Origin of the sequence: Tenacibaculum aquimarinum (assembly GCF_022478115.1) — a bacterium.
GTDB classification, from domain to species: Bacteria; Bacteroidota; Bacteroidia; order Flavobacteriales; family Flavobacteriaceae; genus Polaribacter; species Polaribacter aquimarinum_A.
This window is the reverse complement of sequence record NZ_JAKGSC010000004.1, coordinates 107,166-122,797: the sequence shown is the minus strand read 5'-3', so window position 1 is coordinate 122,797 and position 15,632 is coordinate 107,166. Positions and strand designations below refer to the sequence as shown.

The 15,632-nt window shown below is 30.3% G+C and carries 16 protein-coding genes; 14 read left to right on the top strand and 2 right to left on the bottom strand.

Features of this window, described 5'->3' with window-relative positions:
- The first annotated feature begins 47 nt into the window (after window positions 1-47).
- Window positions 48-761, top strand: a complete 714-nt coding sequence (locus tag L1S33_RS10240; protein ID WP_240562261.1) for an RDD family protein — start codon at window positions 48-50, stop codon at window positions 759-761.
- 60 nt (window positions 762-821) lie between these two features.
- Here the strand turns inward: L1S33_RS10240 and rocD are convergent, their stop codons facing one another.
- Window positions 822-2,060, bottom strand: coding sequence for an ornithine--oxo-acid transaminase (rocD, locus tag L1S33_RS10235; protein ID WP_240562260.1), 1,239 nt, complete (start codon window positions 2,058-2,060; stop codon window positions 822-824).
- Between the two features lie 177 nt (window positions 2,061-2,237).
- Here rocD and L1S33_RS10230 point away from each other — a divergent pair, with 177 nt between their 5' ends.
- From L1S33_RS10230 to L1S33_RS10175, 12 genes are all read left to right on the top strand, one after another.
- Window positions 2,238-3,395 carry a mechanosensitive ion channel gene (locus L1S33_RS10230; protein ID WP_240552084.1) on the top strand — a complete coding sequence of 386 codons (1,158 nt, stop codon included), beginning with the start codon at window positions 2,238-2,240 and terminating at the stop codon, window positions 3,393-3,395.
- Between the two features lie 221 nt (window positions 3,396-3,616).
- Entirely contained in the window at window positions 3,617-5,071 is a 1,455-nt protein-coding gene (gene rlmD / locus L1S33_RS10225; protein WP_240562259.1) for a 23S rRNA (uracil(1939)-C(5))-methyltransferase RlmD, read from the top strand.
- 48 nt (window positions 5,072-5,119) lie between these two features.
- On the top strand, window positions 5,120-5,584 hold the full coding sequence (locus L1S33_RS10220; protein ID WP_240562258.1) for a DUF6452 family protein: 465 nt from the start codon (window positions 5,120-5,122) through the stop codon (window positions 5,582-5,584).
- Window positions 5,565-6,263 (top strand): DUF6048 family protein, encoded by a 699-nt coding sequence (locus L1S33_RS10215; protein WP_240562257.1) that lies wholly within the window; start codon window positions 5,565-5,567, stop codon window positions 6,261-6,263. The genes L1S33_RS10220 and L1S33_RS10215 overlap by 20 nt, the downstream gene beginning before the upstream one ends.
- Window positions 6,264-6,324: 61 nt before the next feature.
- The gene (locus L1S33_RS10210; protein ID WP_240552079.1) at window positions 6,325-7,272 is read left to right on the top strand and encodes an isopenicillin N synthase family dioxygenase; all 948 of its coding nucleotides are present in this window, start codon (window positions 6,325-6,327) and stop codon (window positions 7,270-7,272) included.
- Window positions 7,273-7,345: 73 nt separating this feature from the next.
- A complete protein-coding gene (locus L1S33_RS10205; RefSeq protein WP_240562256.1) occupies window positions 7,346-7,669 on the top strand; it encodes a translation initiation factor in 324 nt (107 codons plus the stop codon).
- Between the two features lie 128 nt (window positions 7,670-7,797).
- Window positions 7,798-8,742, top strand: coding sequence for a DUF1835 domain-containing protein (locus L1S33_RS10200; protein ID WP_240562255.1), 945 nt, complete (start codon window positions 7,798-7,800; stop codon window positions 8,740-8,742).
- Window positions 8,742-9,611, top strand: coding sequence for a nucleoside phosphorylase (locus tag L1S33_RS10195; RefSeq protein WP_240562254.1), 870 nt, complete (start codon window positions 8,742-8,744; stop codon window positions 9,609-9,611). Before L1S33_RS10200 ends, L1S33_RS10195 begins: the two co-directional genes overlap by 1 nt.
- 1 nt (window position 9,612) lies before the next feature.
- Entirely contained in the window at window positions 9,613-10,473 is an 861-nt protein-coding gene (locus tag L1S33_RS10190; RefSeq protein WP_240552075.1) for a substrate-binding domain-containing protein, read from the top strand.
- Between the two features lie 18 nt (window positions 10,474-10,491).
- On the top strand, window positions 10,492-10,650 hold the full coding sequence (locus L1S33_RS10185; RefSeq protein ID WP_240552074.1) for a hypothetical protein: 159 nt from the start codon (window positions 10,492-10,494) through the stop codon (window positions 10,648-10,650).
- A gap of 206 nt (window positions 10,651-10,856) precedes the next feature.
- Window positions 10,857-11,720 (top strand): UDP-2,3-diacylglucosamine diphosphatase, encoded by an 864-nt coding sequence (locus tag L1S33_RS10180; protein WP_240552073.1) that lies wholly within the window; start codon window positions 10,857-10,859, stop codon window positions 11,718-11,720.
- 3 nt (window positions 11,721-11,723) lie between these two features.
- The gene (locus L1S33_RS10175; protein WP_240562253.1) at window positions 11,724-12,740 is read left to right on the top strand and encodes a glycosyltransferase family protein; all 1,017 of its coding nucleotides are present in this window, start codon (window positions 11,724-11,726) and stop codon (window positions 12,738-12,740) included.
- Here L1S33_RS10175 and ung read toward each other — a convergent pair.
- Window positions 12,727-13,389: a uracil-DNA glycosylase gene (gene ung / locus L1S33_RS10170; RefSeq protein ID WP_240562252.1), complete on the bottom strand. Its 663-nt coding sequence runs from the start codon at window positions 13,387-13,389 to the stop codon at window positions 12,727-12,729. The genes L1S33_RS10175 and ung overlap by 14 nt on opposite strands.
- A 36-nt stretch (window positions 13,390-13,425) precedes the next feature.
- On the opposite strand from ung, the gene L1S33_RS10165 reads away from it, so the two are divergent.
- Window positions 13,426-15,624: an endonuclease MutS2 gene (locus L1S33_RS10165; protein ID WP_240562251.1), complete on the top strand. Its 2,199-nt coding sequence runs from the start codon at window positions 13,426-13,428 to the stop codon at window positions 15,622-15,624.
- Window positions 15,625-15,632 lie beyond the last annotated feature (8 nt).

Genomic DNA, 15,632 nt, shown 5'->3' with positions numbered 1-15,632 from the left:
AATTATTATATTCGCAATTCTTATTTGACAACAAATAACGATAAAAAATGGATAACTTTCAAATAGAAACAGCTCAAAATATAACTTTACAACAAAATGCAGCACATATCACAACGCGCATTGGGTCTTATTTGTTAGATGCGCTAATAATTGTGCTTTATATTATCGTTTTAATATTTGTTATGGGTTGGCTAAATATTGATGAAGGATTTACACTCTATGTTTTTTGGACCATTTTTGGTTTACCTATTTTCTTCTACAGTTTACTTTTTGAAGTTTTACTAAACGGACAAACTCCAGGAAAAATAATTAACAAATTAAGAGTTGTAAAATTAGATGGTACTAAACCAACCTTTGGAAGCTATCTTTTACGTTGGATGTTACGTGTTATTGATTTTAACTTAGCAAGTGGTTCTGTTGCTGTATTAACAATTTTATTAAACGGAAAAGGACAACGTTTAGGAGATATTGCGGGAGGAACAACTGTTATTAGTGAAAGAAAAAGAGTTACTTTAAACACTTTAGGTGTAGATGTTGCTACAGATTACAAACCAACGTTTCCACAAGTTACCACGCTTTCTGATAGTGATATACAAACAATAAAGGAATTGTACAGAAAATCTAAAAGAACTAGAAATCATAAAATAATTCTAAAACTACACGTTAAAATTATAGAAATTACCAATATAAAAACAGATTTACAACCAATGGATTTTGTTGAATTGGTTATTAAAGACTATAATTATTATACACAGCAATAAATAAAAAAGCGACCAATTGGTCGCTTTTTATTTATTCATATCATTCTAAAAAAAGAACGTTTAAAACTCAGAAATTGTTTTCTTAATAATTGAAATACAATCTAGTAATTGTTCTTCGTTCATTACCAAAGGTGGCGCAAAACGGATTATATTTCCATGTGTTGGTTTAGCTAACAAACCGTTATCGCGTAATTTCATACAAATATCCCAAGCTGTTGAGCTTTCTTCTGTATCATTTATTAAAATTGCATTTAATAAACCTTTACCTCTAACAGATTTTACAAGCTCGTTTTCTTTTGCAAACTCAGCAAGTTCTGCTCTAAATATTTGTCCTAAAGCTTCTGCGTTTTCTGCTAACTTTTCATCTTTAACAACCTCTAAAGCGGCAACTGCAACTGCTGCTGCAACAGGATTTCCACCAAAAGTAGAACCATGATTTCCTGGTTTAATAACATTCATAATAGCATCATCAGCTAAAACTGCAGAAACAGGATATGCGCCTCCACTTAATGCTTTTCCTAGAATTAAAACATCTGGTTTTACGTTTTCATGATCTACAGCCAACATTTTACCCGTTCTTGCAATTCCGGTTTGTACTTCATCTGCAATAAAAAGCACATTATAATCTGCACACATTTTTTTAGCAGCTGCTAAATATCCTTCAGAAGGAACATAAACACCTGCTTCACCTTGTATAGGCTCAACTAAAAATGCAGCTATATTATTACTACTTTCTAACGCTTCTTGTAATTCTTGTAAATTATCGTATTCAATCTTTAAAAACCCTTTTGTATAAGGTCCAAAATTAGCACGAGCTACTGGATCATTAGAAAAAGAAATAATTGTAGTTGTTCTTCCATGAAAATTATTTTCACAAACAATAATTTCAGCCTTATTTTCTTTAATCCCTTTTACTTCATACGCCCATTTTCTAGCTAATTTTAAAGCCGTTTCCACAGCTTCTGCACCGGTATTCATTGGTAATAATTTATCGAAACCAAAAAGTTCAGTAGCATATTTTTCATAAGAGCCTAACATATCATTATAAAATGCACGAGATGTTAAGGTTAATGTTTTTGCTTGATTCACCATTGCATCTACAATTCTTGGATGACAATGTCCTTGGTTTACGGCAGAATAAGCCGAAAGAAAATCATAATATTTTTTTCCTTCAACATCCCAAACATATACTCCTTCTCCTCTGCTTAAAACCACAGGAAGTGGATGATAGTTGTGTGCTCCGTATTTGTTCTCTAATTCAATCGCTTTTTGCGAAGTTAATTGGTCTAAAATAGCCATTTTAAATAATATTTAATTAATAAAAAAACTATTCCTGTTCTACCTTTATCCTTTCAGAAAGTTCTGAAAATTCAGCGTGGGAAAGAAATCATCCCTAGAAATACAAAAGTACTAAATTTAAAGTGACTTTTATTAAATAAATGTGTCATAAAAAAGAATCAAAAAATCAAAAAAATTATGGATCAGATTATTGAAACTTACAACAATTTAACGGGCTCTTTTGGTGCTCCAATAGCAGCATTAGCAATTATCATTATAGGATGGTTTGTAGCTGGTATATTAAAAAGATTAGTTAAAAAACTTATTAAAAAATCAGGTGTAGATGAATCTTTAAGCAGCAAAAAAGTAAACTTTGCAGATGTAATTGCAAAATTATTATATTATTTAGTAATGATTTTTGTATTCATGTTAGCACTCAACAAGTTAGGAATGACAAGTGTTTTAGAACCAGTAAAAGGTTTACTTGACGGTTTCTTAGGCTACATTCCAAATATTATAGGCGCTGGTTTAGTAGCTTATATTGGTTATATGTTAGCAACCATTGTATCTGAATTAGTTGGCTTATCTGGAGATACAATTCAAAAATTTGCTCCTAAATTACGCTTACCAGAAAACATCGATTTAGTAGATATTTTAAAGAAAGTTGTATTTATTTTCATCTTTATTCCTTTATTAATATCAGCATTAAACATTTTAAATATTAGTTCTGTTTCAGAACCAGCAAGCGAAATGTTACAAAGCTTTTTCAACGCAATTCCTAAAGTATTAGTAGCAACAATAATCATGATAATTTTTGTTGTTGGAGGGCGTTTCTTAAGCGAATTATTAAAAGATTTATTAGATAGCTTAAACTTAAACCAAGTAATGCAAAAAGCTGGTTTAACAGCAGTTACAGGGAAAACAAACATAGAGCGTTTAATAGCAAATATTGTGTATGCTTTTATTATTTTATTCGGTTTAGTTACAGCAATAGAAAAATTAGAGTTTACAAAATTATCAGAAATGATGAACACTGTAATAGAATTAGGTGGTAATATTTTATTCGGTTTAGTAATCTTAGCAATAGGAAATTGGGTTGCAAATGTTGCCTCTAAAAACTTCTTAAAATCAGACGATAACCCTTTTGTAGCAAACATTATAAAAGTAGCAATTTTAGCAATCTTTTTAGCAATTGGTTTACGCAGAATGGGTATAGCAGACGATATTATAAACTTAGCATTTGGTATAACTTTAGGCGCAGTTGCCTTAACAGTTGTATTAGCTTTCGGTTTAGGAGGTCGTGAAGCAGCAGGAAAACAAATGACAAAAATTTTAGATAAGTTTAATAAAAAATAAACTTTAAAATCATATCATTAAAAAGCATCTCAATTGAGGTGCTTTTTTTTTATGTAAAAAACTATTATAACCTTAATTTGGGCGTTCCCTAAAAAGGTCGGGCTTTCCGTTATATCTTTTATTCATTCTTCATAAAAGGATGTCACTGCAATCCCTAACGCAAATGCAGTACATTATCAATATCTTTTTCCTAATTTTGCAAATCCAATAAACAACAGAGAATGCCACGTAGAGAACGAAACAAGTTTGTAAAAAGAAATCAAATTTTAGAATTAAAAATTGAAGATTATGCCTTCGGCGGAAAAGGAATTGCAAGAATAAAATCTGAAGAAGGAAGCTTTGTTGTTTTCGTTCCCAACACATTACCAGGACAATTGGTAAAAGCACAGATTAAAAAATCGAGCAAAAAATACGCAGAAGCTAAACTAATTGATGTTTTAGAAGATTCCGAAAATGAAGTTGACGTTCCTTTTCAAGACATTCCAGGCGCTCCGTATATTAAGTTACCAATAGACTTACAACATCAATATAAAAAAGAAAGTACACTTTCACTCTTTAAACGTATTGGAAAAGTTGAAAATATAGAAGACGTTTTTGACGAGTTTATAACCTCTCCAAATGTATTTCATTACAGAAATAAAATGGAATATGGATTTTCTGCAATTGGCTACGACAGAGTAAACAAAACTGATGTAGATGAATTTACTTTAGGCTTTAAACGTCGTGGCGTTTGGTGGATGGGAGATAATCTTAACAAAGACTCAGGTTTATTCGATAAAGAATTTGAAGACAACTTAATAAACATTAGAAAATACTGTCAAGATACAGGTTTAGCGCCTTGGCACGGACCAAAAAGAGAAGGTTTCTTTAGATATTTTGTAGTTAGAAAATCATACAAAACAAACGAACTTTTATTCAATTTAGTAACCACTTCACCAGAACTAGATAAATTCGATTTACATGAATTTGCAGCCTTTTTAAAAGGAATTTTTGGAGACAGAATTGCAGGTTTATTACATACAATTAACGATGAAGTTGGCGATAGAACCATTGCAACTTCAGGAAGTATAAATCTTGTTTACGGAAAAGATAAAATTGTAGAAGAACTATTAGGTTTAAATTTTGAAATTAGTATGAAAAGCTTCTTTCAAACAAACCCAAAATCTGCCGAAAAACTATACACAAAAGTTATCGATTATGCTTTAGAAAATAAAGAAGCAATAGACAATACAGTTGTTATGGATTTATTTTGTGGAACAGGAACTATTGGTCAAATATTAGCTTCAAAAAGTGAAAACGCAAAAATAGTTGGTGTAGATATTGTAGCTTCAGCTATTGAAGACGCTAAGAAAAATGCCAAAAGAAATAATATTGAAGGCTTAGAATTTTATGCTGCCGATGTTGGTAAGTTTTTAAATGAACATCCACAATATCAAAATAAGATTAGAACCATTATTTTAGATCCAGCCAGAGCAGGAATTGCACCAAAAACGCTTAAGAAAATCATTAACCTAAATGCAGACAGAATGGTGTATGTTTCTTGTAATCCTGCAACACAAGCACGTGATACAGAAATGTTACGCGAAGCTGGTTATGAGCTAAAAAAGATTAGTTTGGTAGATCAATTTCCACATACAAGTCATATAGAAACGGTTGTTTTGTTTGAAAAGGTTTAACATATTCAGCAAGAAAAATTACTTACATTTGACTTAGAAATATTTAAAATGAAAAAATATATTATCTTTTTAATTGCTACAGTATCCTTAATTTCCGCTTGTGAAATAGATGATATTTGTGTAGAACCAACAACACCAAATTTAGTGTTACGTTTTTACGATGCAACAAGTACAACAACAATAAAAGCAACTGACTCATTGTATATTTGGGCAGAAGGAAAAGATAGTCTTTACTTAAATGAAGCTGTAGATTCTATTGCAATTCCGTTAAATCCGTTAACATCAGAAACAGTTTATAATCTATCTCAAGGAACTTTACTACTAAATAAATTAACAATAACTTATACTCCTGAAGAGGAATTTACGTCTCGTTCTTGTGGTTATCGTTTTACTTACAAAGATGTTTCTTTAAGTATAGATTCACCATCAAATAGTTGGATTTCTTCACTAACTCCAACCACAATTCCATCAATAACAAATCAAGACACAGCGCATGTACAAGTATTTCATTAGCATTTTATTGATTATTATTTCAGTTGATGGATTTTCTCAAGAAAAAGAAAAATCCGACGTAAAAAAAGATTCAGTAACCTATAAAACTGGCTACGGACTTAGACTTGGTTTAGATATTAGTAAACCAATTAAATCTATGTTAGATGATTCTTACAGTGGATTTGAAATAACGGGTGATTATAGAATTACTAAAAATTGGTATGCGGCAGCAGAATTAGGTTACGAAGAAGAAAACACAATTGAAGATTTCACAAATTCTACCGCAAAAGGGAGCTATATTAGATTAGGCGCAAATTACAATGCTTATGAAAATTGGTTAGACATGAATAATGAGATTTTTGTTGGCTTCCGTTATGGTTTTAGCATTTTTGATAATACAGTTAATAGTTATACTCCAAATACGGGAAACACTTATTTTACAGCAAACCAAATAGATACACCTTTTACAGATACTGGTTTAACGGCACATTGGGCGGAATTACAATTAGGTTTAAAAGCAGAAACACTTAAAAATCTGTTTATTGGATTCAGTTTTTCTTACAAAGTAGGTATTAGTATAGACGACCCAGAAAACTTTAAAACACTCTTTGCTCCTGGTTTTAACAGAGTGTATGCAAATAATGTTGGTTTTGGATTTAACTACACTATTTCTTATTTAATTCCGTTTGTTAATAAGTAATTGTCGGTGGTTTTACTGTTTTTAGTAAATTTATCCCACGTTTAAAACAAATTTATTAACAATGAATAAAATACCTAGCGTAAATTTAGCAGACTTTTTATCTAACGATGCAACTCGCAAACAAAAGTTTATAGATGAAATTGGACATGCCTACGAAAACATTGGCTTTGTAGCCTTAAAAGGACACTTCTTAGACGACAAGCTCGTTGATGATTTATATACAGAAATTAAAAACTTTTTCGACTTGCCCGTTGATGTAAAAGAAAGCTACGAAATTCCAGGAATTGGCGGACAAAGAGGCTATGTTTCCTTTGGAAAAGAATCTGCAAAAGGAAAAAAAGAAGGAGATTTAAAAGAATTTTGGCATTTTGGTCAGTATGTAGAAGCTGCTTCTAAATACGCAAAAGAATATCCAGACAACGTAGCTGTAAAAGAATTACCTAAGTTTAACGAAGTAGGTAAACAAACCTATAAAATGTTAGAAAAAACTGCAAAATACGTTTTACGTTCACTTGCGTTACATTTAGGTTTAGAAGAAACTTATTTTGACAACTATATTAAAGATGGAAATAGTATTCTAAGGCCAATACATTATCCTCCAATACAAACTGAACCAAAAGGAGCTGAAAGAGCTGCAGCACACGGAGACATTAATTTAATAACACTTTTAATGGGTGCACAAGGTAAAGGTTTACAAGTGCAAAACCATAATGGAGACTGGATTGATGCAATGGCAGAACCAGACGAATTAATGATTAATGTTGGAGATATGTTATCTCGTCACAGTAACAACAAATTAAAATCAACCATTCATAGAGTTGTAAATCCACCTAAAGAAATGTGGGGAACATCACGTTATTCAATTCCGTTTTTTATGCACCCAGTTTCAGACATGAAATTAGATGTTTTAGAAAATTGTATTGATGCAGAAAACCCTAAAAAGTTTGATGATATTACAGCTGGGCAATTTTTAGACGAACGTTTAAGAGAACTTGGACTTAAAAAATAATACATTTATCAATAAACAATTATCATTTATTAGTAAGTGATAATTGTTTATTAGTAATTGATAATTCACAAATATGGATTTAAAAGATCAACTTAAAAACTTGTTTCCAGAGCACGAAGAAAGTGCAGAACCTATAAAAGAGAAATCTGACATTTGGCTTCAAGACGAACCTATTATTTGTAAATACGAAAAAAGAAAAGGAAAACCCATTACTATTTTAGAAGGATATAATGGTGCAACCCAAGACTTTAAAAAACTAGCCAAAGAGATTAAAAAAATGCTAAGCGTTGGCGGAAGTTTTAAAGATGAAAAAATAATTATTCAAGGAGATTATCGAACACAAATTATGCAGCTTTTAAAAGATAAAGGTTTTAAGGTAAAACGTGTGGGTGGATAAATTATCTTTTACACATACCACAATACTTCAGTCTCTTTAATAAGATATTCATAAAAATTATTTTATTTTTATAATATCATAATTATTTTTACGTTATTTGACTACAGAATTAATAATTCTTTCACATAATGAAACCCCATTTTTTACACATTACAAATGGTGATTACACCACAAAACATCTTCAAAATTTAAATTTTAATGGCAATTATATTACATGGCGAGAAATGCTATGTGAAGGACAAACATTAACAGATGTAGGTAGTGAAACCTTTTGGAAAACACGTTTCGATTTTTTAAAATCGTCTTACAAAATAAGTAAGAAAAAATTTATAGATTATACGCTAAAGGAATACAGAAACCTCTGTAAACACAAACAACAAGACGAAATTGTGTTGTGGTTTGAATCTGACTTATTTTGTCAAGTAAACATGCTTGCAGTAATTAGCTGGTTAAAAAAACACAGGCAAGGTTACAAGATATCTTTAGTAACTAGCGGAAAGTTAGACAATACAAACAAAATGTATAATTTACCTCAATTAAATGAAGAGCAAATACAACTACATTTTAAAAATAGAGCAACTCTAACACAAGATGATATTGAATATGCCGATTATATTTGGCAATTATATTGTTCTGACAGTCCATTGCGCTTAGAAACAGTGCATCAATTCAATCCAATGTCTCCATTTTCTTATTTAGCAGATGCTATAAAAGCACACTTATTACGTTTTCCTTCTATTGAAAATGGCTTAAATATTATTGAAAACTCAATATTACAAACCGTAAAACAAAATGAATTTTCAAGCAAAGAAGAGCTTATTCAAAATTTATTGAAAAATCAAGAAAATTACGGTTTTGGAGATATACAGTACAATAATAACTTAAACGAAATGAAAAGGCTTTTCACTTCATTTAACCCTGTAAAACTTAGTAAAATGGGTAGAAAAGTGTTATTTAATCAAATGAATTTTTACGCTCATATTCGTTCAGATTTTTCGTATCTTGGTGGTTCAAAAAAATACAACTTCCTGCAAACAAACAATACAGGTAAGTTGCTGAAAATTACCTCTTAATGAATATTAAACATTCTGAATTAATACTTAATCCTAACGGAAGTATTTATCATTTAAACCTTCTTCCAGAAGACATTTCAACAGACATTATTTTTGTTGGAGATCAAGACAGAGTAGATAAAGTTACTGCTCATTTTGATTCAATAGATTTTACAACTCAAAAAAGAGAGTTTAAAACAACCACAGGAACTTATAAAGGCAAACGTTTATCAGTAATATCTACCGGAATTGGTCCAGATAATATAGACATTGTACTTAATGAATTAGATGCGTTAGTAAATATAAACCTAGAAACACGTCAAATTAAAGAAAAACACACAGCTTTAAATATTGTACGTATTGGTACTTCTGGTTCTTTACAAACAGATATTCCTGTAGATAGTTTCTTATTAAGCTCTCATGCTTTAGACATAAATGGTATGCTTCACTCCTATCAAGTTGAAGAAATTGCGCATCCAGAAATGGAACAAGCTTTTATAAAACATACAAACTGGTCTTCAAAAAAATGCGAACCACTTGTTATTGCTAACGGTGAAAAATTAGCTGAAAAAATAGCTTCAGAAATTACTTTTAAAGGAATAACAGCAACAGCTGGAGGATTTTACGGACCACAAGGAAGAGTCTTAAGATTACCACTTCAAGACGCCAACTTAAACAGTAAAATTGATTCTTTTAACTTTAACAGTAATAGAATTACAAACTTAGAAATGGAAACTTCTGCCATTTATGGTTTATCTAAATTACTTGGACATAATGCAGTTTCAATGAATGCTATTATTGCCAACAGAGCTAATGGAACTTTTAGCGAAAACCCAGGTAAAGTAGTAGCAAAATTAATAAAATACACGTTAGACAAATTAGTTGAGTAAAATGGTAAACTTAAAAGTTGGTGGTGTACCTGAGCACTTTAATTATCCTTGGTACATTACCCTAAAAAATAAAGAATACACCAAAAAAGGGATCAATCTTCGCTGGACAGATTATCACGGAGGAACCGGACAAATGTGTAAAGCATTACGCTCTGGAGAAGTTGACATTGCCATTGTTTTAACAGAAGGAATTATTAAGGATATTGCAAATGGAAATCCTTCAAAAATTACCCAAACCTACATAAAATCTCCATTAATATGGGGAATTCATGTTGGCGATAAATCTAAATTTAAAAAAATATCTGATTTAGAACATGCAACTGTAGCAATTAGCCGTTTTGGATCTGGTTCTCATTTAATGGCAATTGTAAATGCGCACAACAATGGTTGGGATATTGACAAGCTTAAATTTAAAGTAGTTGGCAACTTACAGGGCGGAATTGATGCGCTTACAAACGGCGAAGCGGACTATTTTATGTGGGAACATTTTACCACAAAACCATTAGTAGATAACGGAACGTTTAGACGTTTAGGAGATTGCCCAACACCTTGGTCTTGTTTTGTTGTTGCTGTAAGAAATGAAGTTTTAGAAAATAATTTTGAAGAAGTAAAAGCTGTTTTAGATATTATAAACAACTGTGCTACAGACTTTAAAAAAATAGAAAATATTGATAAAACATTAGCTAAACGTTATGAACAACAACTAGTTGACATTCAAAAATGGCTTTCAATTACTGAATGGAATGACGGAAAACCGATGAGTAAAAATTTAATTGGCCGCATTCAAAATAAAATGATACACTTTGGCGTTATAGACGAGAAGAAAAAATCTAGCGAGTTCATAAAAAATATGTACTTTTGACCTTTCAAAATTAAAGAAATGAAGAAAATTATATTTATAGCAATTTGTGTAATCGGTATGTTAGGATTTTCATCTTGCGGAAGTTCTAAACCTTGTGGTTTAGCTTCAAAAACTAAGCAAACTAAACAAGTTAACTATCAACAAGATATAATTGTTGCAGAAGCATCAGTTAATTAACATTGATAGTTCTCTATTCAAATTCAATAAAAATCCGCTTAAAAGGCGGATTTTTTCATTTTAATAACATAGAATTTGCAAATAGTTAAACATTTGGTTACTATTTCTTTATTTTCACTTTCACTTAAGAACACATTACATATTTACATTTGATTAAATTATAACTAACTATAATTAAACCTTTTAAAACTTTAAAAAGTTTAAAAATGAAAAAACGTAAATTAGATGTTGTTGTTATTTCCGATGTCCATCTAGGAACTTTTGGCTGTAGCGCTACGGAACTACTAAACTATTTAAAATCTATTAACCCCAAAACTTTGGTTTTAAATGGCGATATAATAGACATTTGGCAGTTTAACAAGCGTTACTTTCCTAAAAGCCACATGAAAGTAATAAAACACCTTACTTCTCTACTTACCAACGGAACAAAAATTTACTATGTAACAGGAAATCATGATGAAATGTTACGTAAGTTTAAAGGTTTTCGTCTAGGTTCTTTTGAGATTGTAAATAAAATAGTACTGAACTTAGATAATAAAAAAGTATGGATTTTTCATGGAGATGTTTTTGATGTTACAATGAAAAACTCAAAATGGTTAGCTAAACTTGGTGGTGTCGGTTATGATATTTTAATATTAATAAACACATTCGTAAATTTTATTAGCCAAACACTTGGTTTTAGTAAGTTTTCGTTTTCAAAAAAAATTAAGAACAGCGTAAAAGGCGCCATAAAGTTTATTAATGATTTTGAAGTAACAGCTGCTGAAATTGCAATAAACAATAAATATGACTATGTGGTTTGCGGACACATTCATCAACCAGAAATCAAAAAAATAAACACCTCTAAAGGAGAAGTTACTTACTTGAATTCTGGAGATTGGGTAGAAAACTTAACTGCATTAGAATATGATAATAAAAAATGGTCTTTATATGAATATGAAAAAGACAACATAGCAAAAAACGCACATTTAAATATTGATGATAAAGACCTAGAAACTATTTCTGCAGAAAGTAATAGCAACGTGTTGTTTGAGGAACTTTTAGTTGAATTCAATTTAAAAAACAAATAAGAAATGAAAATTTTATATGCGCTTCAAGGTACAGGAAATGGACATACTGTTAGAGCCTTAGAAATTATACCGTACCTAAAACAACGTGCAGAAGTAGATATTTTAATTAGTGGTTACCAAAGTGAAATAGAATTGCCTTGGAAAATTAAATACAAATATCATGGCTTAAGTTTCGTTTTTGGTAAAAACGGTGGCATAAACATTTGGAAATCTTTTAAACAATTAAAATTTAAACAGTTAATTAGAGAAATTAAAACAACACCAGTAAAAGACTATGATTTAATTATCAATGATTTTGAACCTATAACTGCTTGGGCTTCAAAAATTAAAAATACTCCAATAATATCTTTAAGCCACCAAAATGCTGTAACAAACAAAAATGCACCAAAATATGGTTTTTTAAAACCCGAAAGACTCATATTAAAATACTATGCGCCCGCAAAAATAAAATTTGGTTTTCATTTTAAAACCTATAATTCTTCAATATTTACACCTATATTAAGAAAAGAAATAAGATATAGAAATAAAAAAAACAAAGGTCATTACACCGTGTATTTACCTGCATATAATGATAAAAAAATAATTAAAATTTTATCTCAATTTAAAAACATTGAGTGGCAAATATTTTCCAAACATACAGACACAAATTATTTTAAAAACAACATTACAATTCAACCTGTAAGCGAAAAAGGTTTTATTAATAGTCTTACCACATGCGAAGGTGTTCTTTGTGGAGCTGGATTTGAAACACCTGCCGAAGCTTTGTTCTTGAGAAAAAAGCTAATGGTAATTCCAATGAAAAATCAGTATGAACAACAATGCAATGCTTTAGCTTTAAAAGAAATTGGAGTTCCTGTAATTAAAAAGCTTAGTAAAAAAAATCTACTAAAAATAGCTAAGTGGATTAAATCTGACAAAAAAGTAACGGTAAATTACCCAGATATTACTGAAGACATTCTTGACACTATATTATTACCATATATAAATAACAGTTTAGTATCTCAAACTACCATTGTATAATTTCTTTATGACTATTTTTTAAAAAAGTATTGGTTTTAGAAAAATGTTTAGAACCAAACCAACCTCTCCAAGCACCTAATGGAGATGGATGTGGCGCTTTTAAAACTCTATGTTTATCAGTATTAATTGAAACTCCTTTTTTCTCTGCAAACTTTCCCCAAAGTAAAAAGACAACATTTTCTTTTTCTTCAGAAATTTTAGCAATTACAGCATCTGTAAACTCTTCCCAACCATGTTTTTGATGGCTTCCCGCTTCACTTTCACGAACCGTTAAAGTTGCATTTAATAACAAAACACCTTGTTGCGCCCAATAAGATAAATCTCCGGAAACTGGAATTTCCTTTCCTATATCTGTAGCAATTTCTTTAAAAATATTTACCAACGAAGGCGGATGTTTAATTCCATCTTGAACAGAAAAACACAATCCGTTTGCTTGGTTTTCTCCATGATAAGGATCTTGACCAATAATAACCACTTTTAAATTTTCAAAAGAACATGAATTAAAAGCGGCAAAAATATCTTCTTCCTTCGGAAAACAGCTTCTGCTACTGTATTCATCGTTTAAAAAATTAATTAACTTCTTAAAATATGGTTTTTCAAACTCAGTTTGTAAAATATTATTCCAGCTACTAGCAATTTTTATTTGCATTGTTTTACTTTTGTTATCGTTTTCAAATATACAACATTGAGCATCTCATCAAAAACATTACAAGATTTAGAATTTACAACGGTTTTACAACAAGTTGAAGAATTCTGTATTTCTGGTTTAGGTAAAGAAAGTGTTTTAAACATTCAACCAATAACTAATAAAAAGAAGTTGTTTTTTGAGTTGGATTTGGTAAACGAATATCTAGCTTCTTTTGAAAATGAAAACCGACTACCAAATCATAATTTTGATAATATTACAGAAAGCACAAAAAGATTAGCTATTGAAAATAGTTTTTTAGAAACCGATGCTTTTTTAAAAATAGCTGCAACATCGGAAGTAGTAAATGAACAAAAAAAGTTCCTAAGGAAATTTAAAGACTACTACCCTACACTATTTTTATTAAGTGAATCTATTGAATTTACTACTGAAATTTCTAGTGCAATAAAAAAAATAATTACTGCAGATGGAATTATAACTGATAACGCTTCACCAGTATTAAAACAAATTAGAAAAGATATTGGGCAAGTTCGAGGAAAGATTTCTGAGAGTTTTACAAGAGCTTTAAGCAAAAGTATTTCTAACGGTTATTTAGATGACATTAAAGAATCTGTAGTTGATAACCAGCGAGTTTTAGCAGTTTTAGCAATGTATCGTAGAAAAGTGGCTGGTAGTTTATTAGGCGCTTCAAAATCTGGTAATATCGTTTATATTGCTCCACAAGCAACCTTGCAACATGGTAGAGAATTGCAGAATTTATTATATGAAGAAAAGCAAGAAATTGTAAAAATTCTACGAACTTTATCTGAAGAAATTAGACCTTTTGTAGGTCTTTTAGAAGAATATGTAGCGTATTTAACACATTTAGATGTTGTTGGTGCAAAAGCAAAATATGCAAGAAGTATTAATGCTTTATTGCCAAAAATCACAAAAGAAAAACAGCTCTTTTTTAAGGATGCTTTTCATCCTATTTTATGGAAAAAGAACGAGGAGAAAAATATACAAACGGTTCCTCAAACAATCCAGCTTAACGAAAAACAACAAATTATTGTTATTTCGGGTCCAAATGCTGGTGGTAAAAGTATCACTTTAAAAACTATTGGATTATTGCAAGTAATGTTGCAAAGCGGATTATTAATTCCTGTTCATGAACGTAGTGTTACCACTATTTTCAACACAGTTCTAACTGACATAGGAGACAATCAATCTATTGAAAACCAATTAAGTACATATAGTTATCGTTTAAAAAACATGCGTAATTTCTTACGTAAATGTAACGACAATACACTCTTTTTAATTGATGAATTTGGTACAGGTTCTGATCCGGAATTAGGTGGAGCTTTGGCAGAAATTTTCTTAGAAGAATTTCATCAAAAGGAAGCTTACGGAATTATAACAACGCATTATGCAAATTTAAAAGTGTTAGCAAATGAATTGGACAATGTTACCAACGCAAACATGCAGTTTGATGAACGAACTTTAGAGCCTTTGTTTAAATTGTTTATTGGACAAGCAGGTAGCTCTTTTACGTTTGAAGTTGCTCAAAAAAATGGAATTCCTTATAGTTTAATAAACCGTGCTAAAAAGCGTGTTGAGACAGAAAAAATACGTTTAGATAAAACCATTTCTAAATTACAAAAAGAACGTAATAAACTACAAAAAAGGTCGGATAGCTTAGAGAAACAACAAACAAAAGGTAGAGAACATATTGATAGTTTACAGGAGAAAGAACAAAAGATTCAAGATAAACTTTCTGGTTTCCAGGAATTATATGATACAAATCAGAAAATGCTTTCGTTAGGTAGAAAAACTAATGAGTTATTGCATAAATACTTTCAAACCAATAATAAGAAAGAACTTTCTGCCGAGTTTTTTAAGTGGGTTGCTTCTGAAAAAATAAAACATACAAAGAAGAATCCGCCAAAAAAGAAAACAAAGACCGAAAAGAAACAAGAAAAAGTTGCCATTCAAAAGAAAACAGCAATCGTAAAACAAATTGAAAAAGAAGTTTTAGAAAAAGTTGTTGAAGTTAGAAAAGAAAAGAAAATTGAAGCAGCAAAAGTTGCTAAAGCTAAAGCCGATTATATTTATAAAATTGGAGATAGAGTTCGTTTAATTGATAGCACATCAGTTGGTACAATTGATAAAATAGAAAAGAAAAATGTCTTTATCAATTATGGTGTTTTCACTACAAAAGCAAAAACTCAACAATTAGAGTTAGTTGAGAAAAAAAAGTAACCTTAATT

What these genes read in the sequence shown, in the direction of transcription:
- L1S33_RS10240 (WP_240562261.1), top strand. Translation starts at nt 48, where the DNA reads ATGGATAACTTTCAAATAGAAACAGCTCAAAATATAACTTTACAACAA.
- rocD (WP_240562260.1), bottom strand. Translation starts at nt 2,060, where the DNA reads ATGGCTATTTTAGACCAATTAACTTCGCAAAAAGCGATTGAATTAGAG.
- L1S33_RS10230 (WP_240552084.1), top strand. Translation starts at nt 2,238, where the DNA reads ATGGATCAGATTATTGAAACTTACAACAATTTAACGGGCTCTTTTGGT.
- rlmD (WP_240562259.1), top strand. Translation starts at nt 3,617, where the DNA reads ATGCCACGTAGAGAACGAAACAAGTTTGTAAAAAGAAATCAAATTTTA.
- L1S33_RS10220 (WP_240562258.1), top strand. Translation starts at nt 5,120, where the DNA reads ATGAAAAAATATATTATCTTTTTAATTGCTACAGTATCCTTAATTTCC.
- L1S33_RS10215 (WP_240562257.1), top strand. Translation starts at nt 5,565, where the DNA reads ATGTACAAGTATTTCATTAGCATTTTATTGATTATTATTTCAGTTGAT.
- L1S33_RS10210 (WP_240552079.1), top strand. Translation starts at nt 6,325, where the DNA reads ATGAATAAAATACCTAGCGTAAATTTAGCAGACTTTTTATCTAACGAT.
- L1S33_RS10205 (WP_240562256.1), top strand. Translation starts at nt 7,346, where the DNA reads ATGGATTTAAAAGATCAACTTAAAAACTTGTTTCCAGAGCACGAAGAA.
- L1S33_RS10200 (WP_240562255.1), top strand. Translation starts at nt 7,798, where the DNA reads ATGAAACCCCATTTTTTACACATTACAAATGGTGATTACACCACAAAA.
- L1S33_RS10195 (WP_240562254.1), top strand. Translation starts at nt 8,742, where the DNA reads ATGAATATTAAACATTCTGAATTAATACTTAATCCTAACGGAAGTATT.
- L1S33_RS10190 (WP_240552075.1), top strand. Translation starts at nt 9,613, where the DNA reads ATGGTAAACTTAAAAGTTGGTGGTGTACCTGAGCACTTTAATTATCCT.
- L1S33_RS10185 (WP_240552074.1), top strand. Translation starts at nt 10,492, where the DNA reads ATGAAGAAAATTATATTTATAGCAATTTGTGTAATCGGTATGTTAGGA.
- L1S33_RS10180 (WP_240552073.1), top strand. Translation starts at nt 10,857, where the DNA reads ATGAAAAAACGTAAATTAGATGTTGTTGTTATTTCCGATGTCCATCTA.
- L1S33_RS10175 (WP_240562253.1), top strand. Translation starts at nt 11,724, where the DNA reads ATGAAAATTTTATATGCGCTTCAAGGTACAGGAAATGGACATACTGTT.
- ung (WP_240562252.1), bottom strand. Translation starts at nt 13,389, where the DNA reads ATGCAAATAAAAATTGCTAGTAGCTGGAATAATATTTTACAAACTGAG.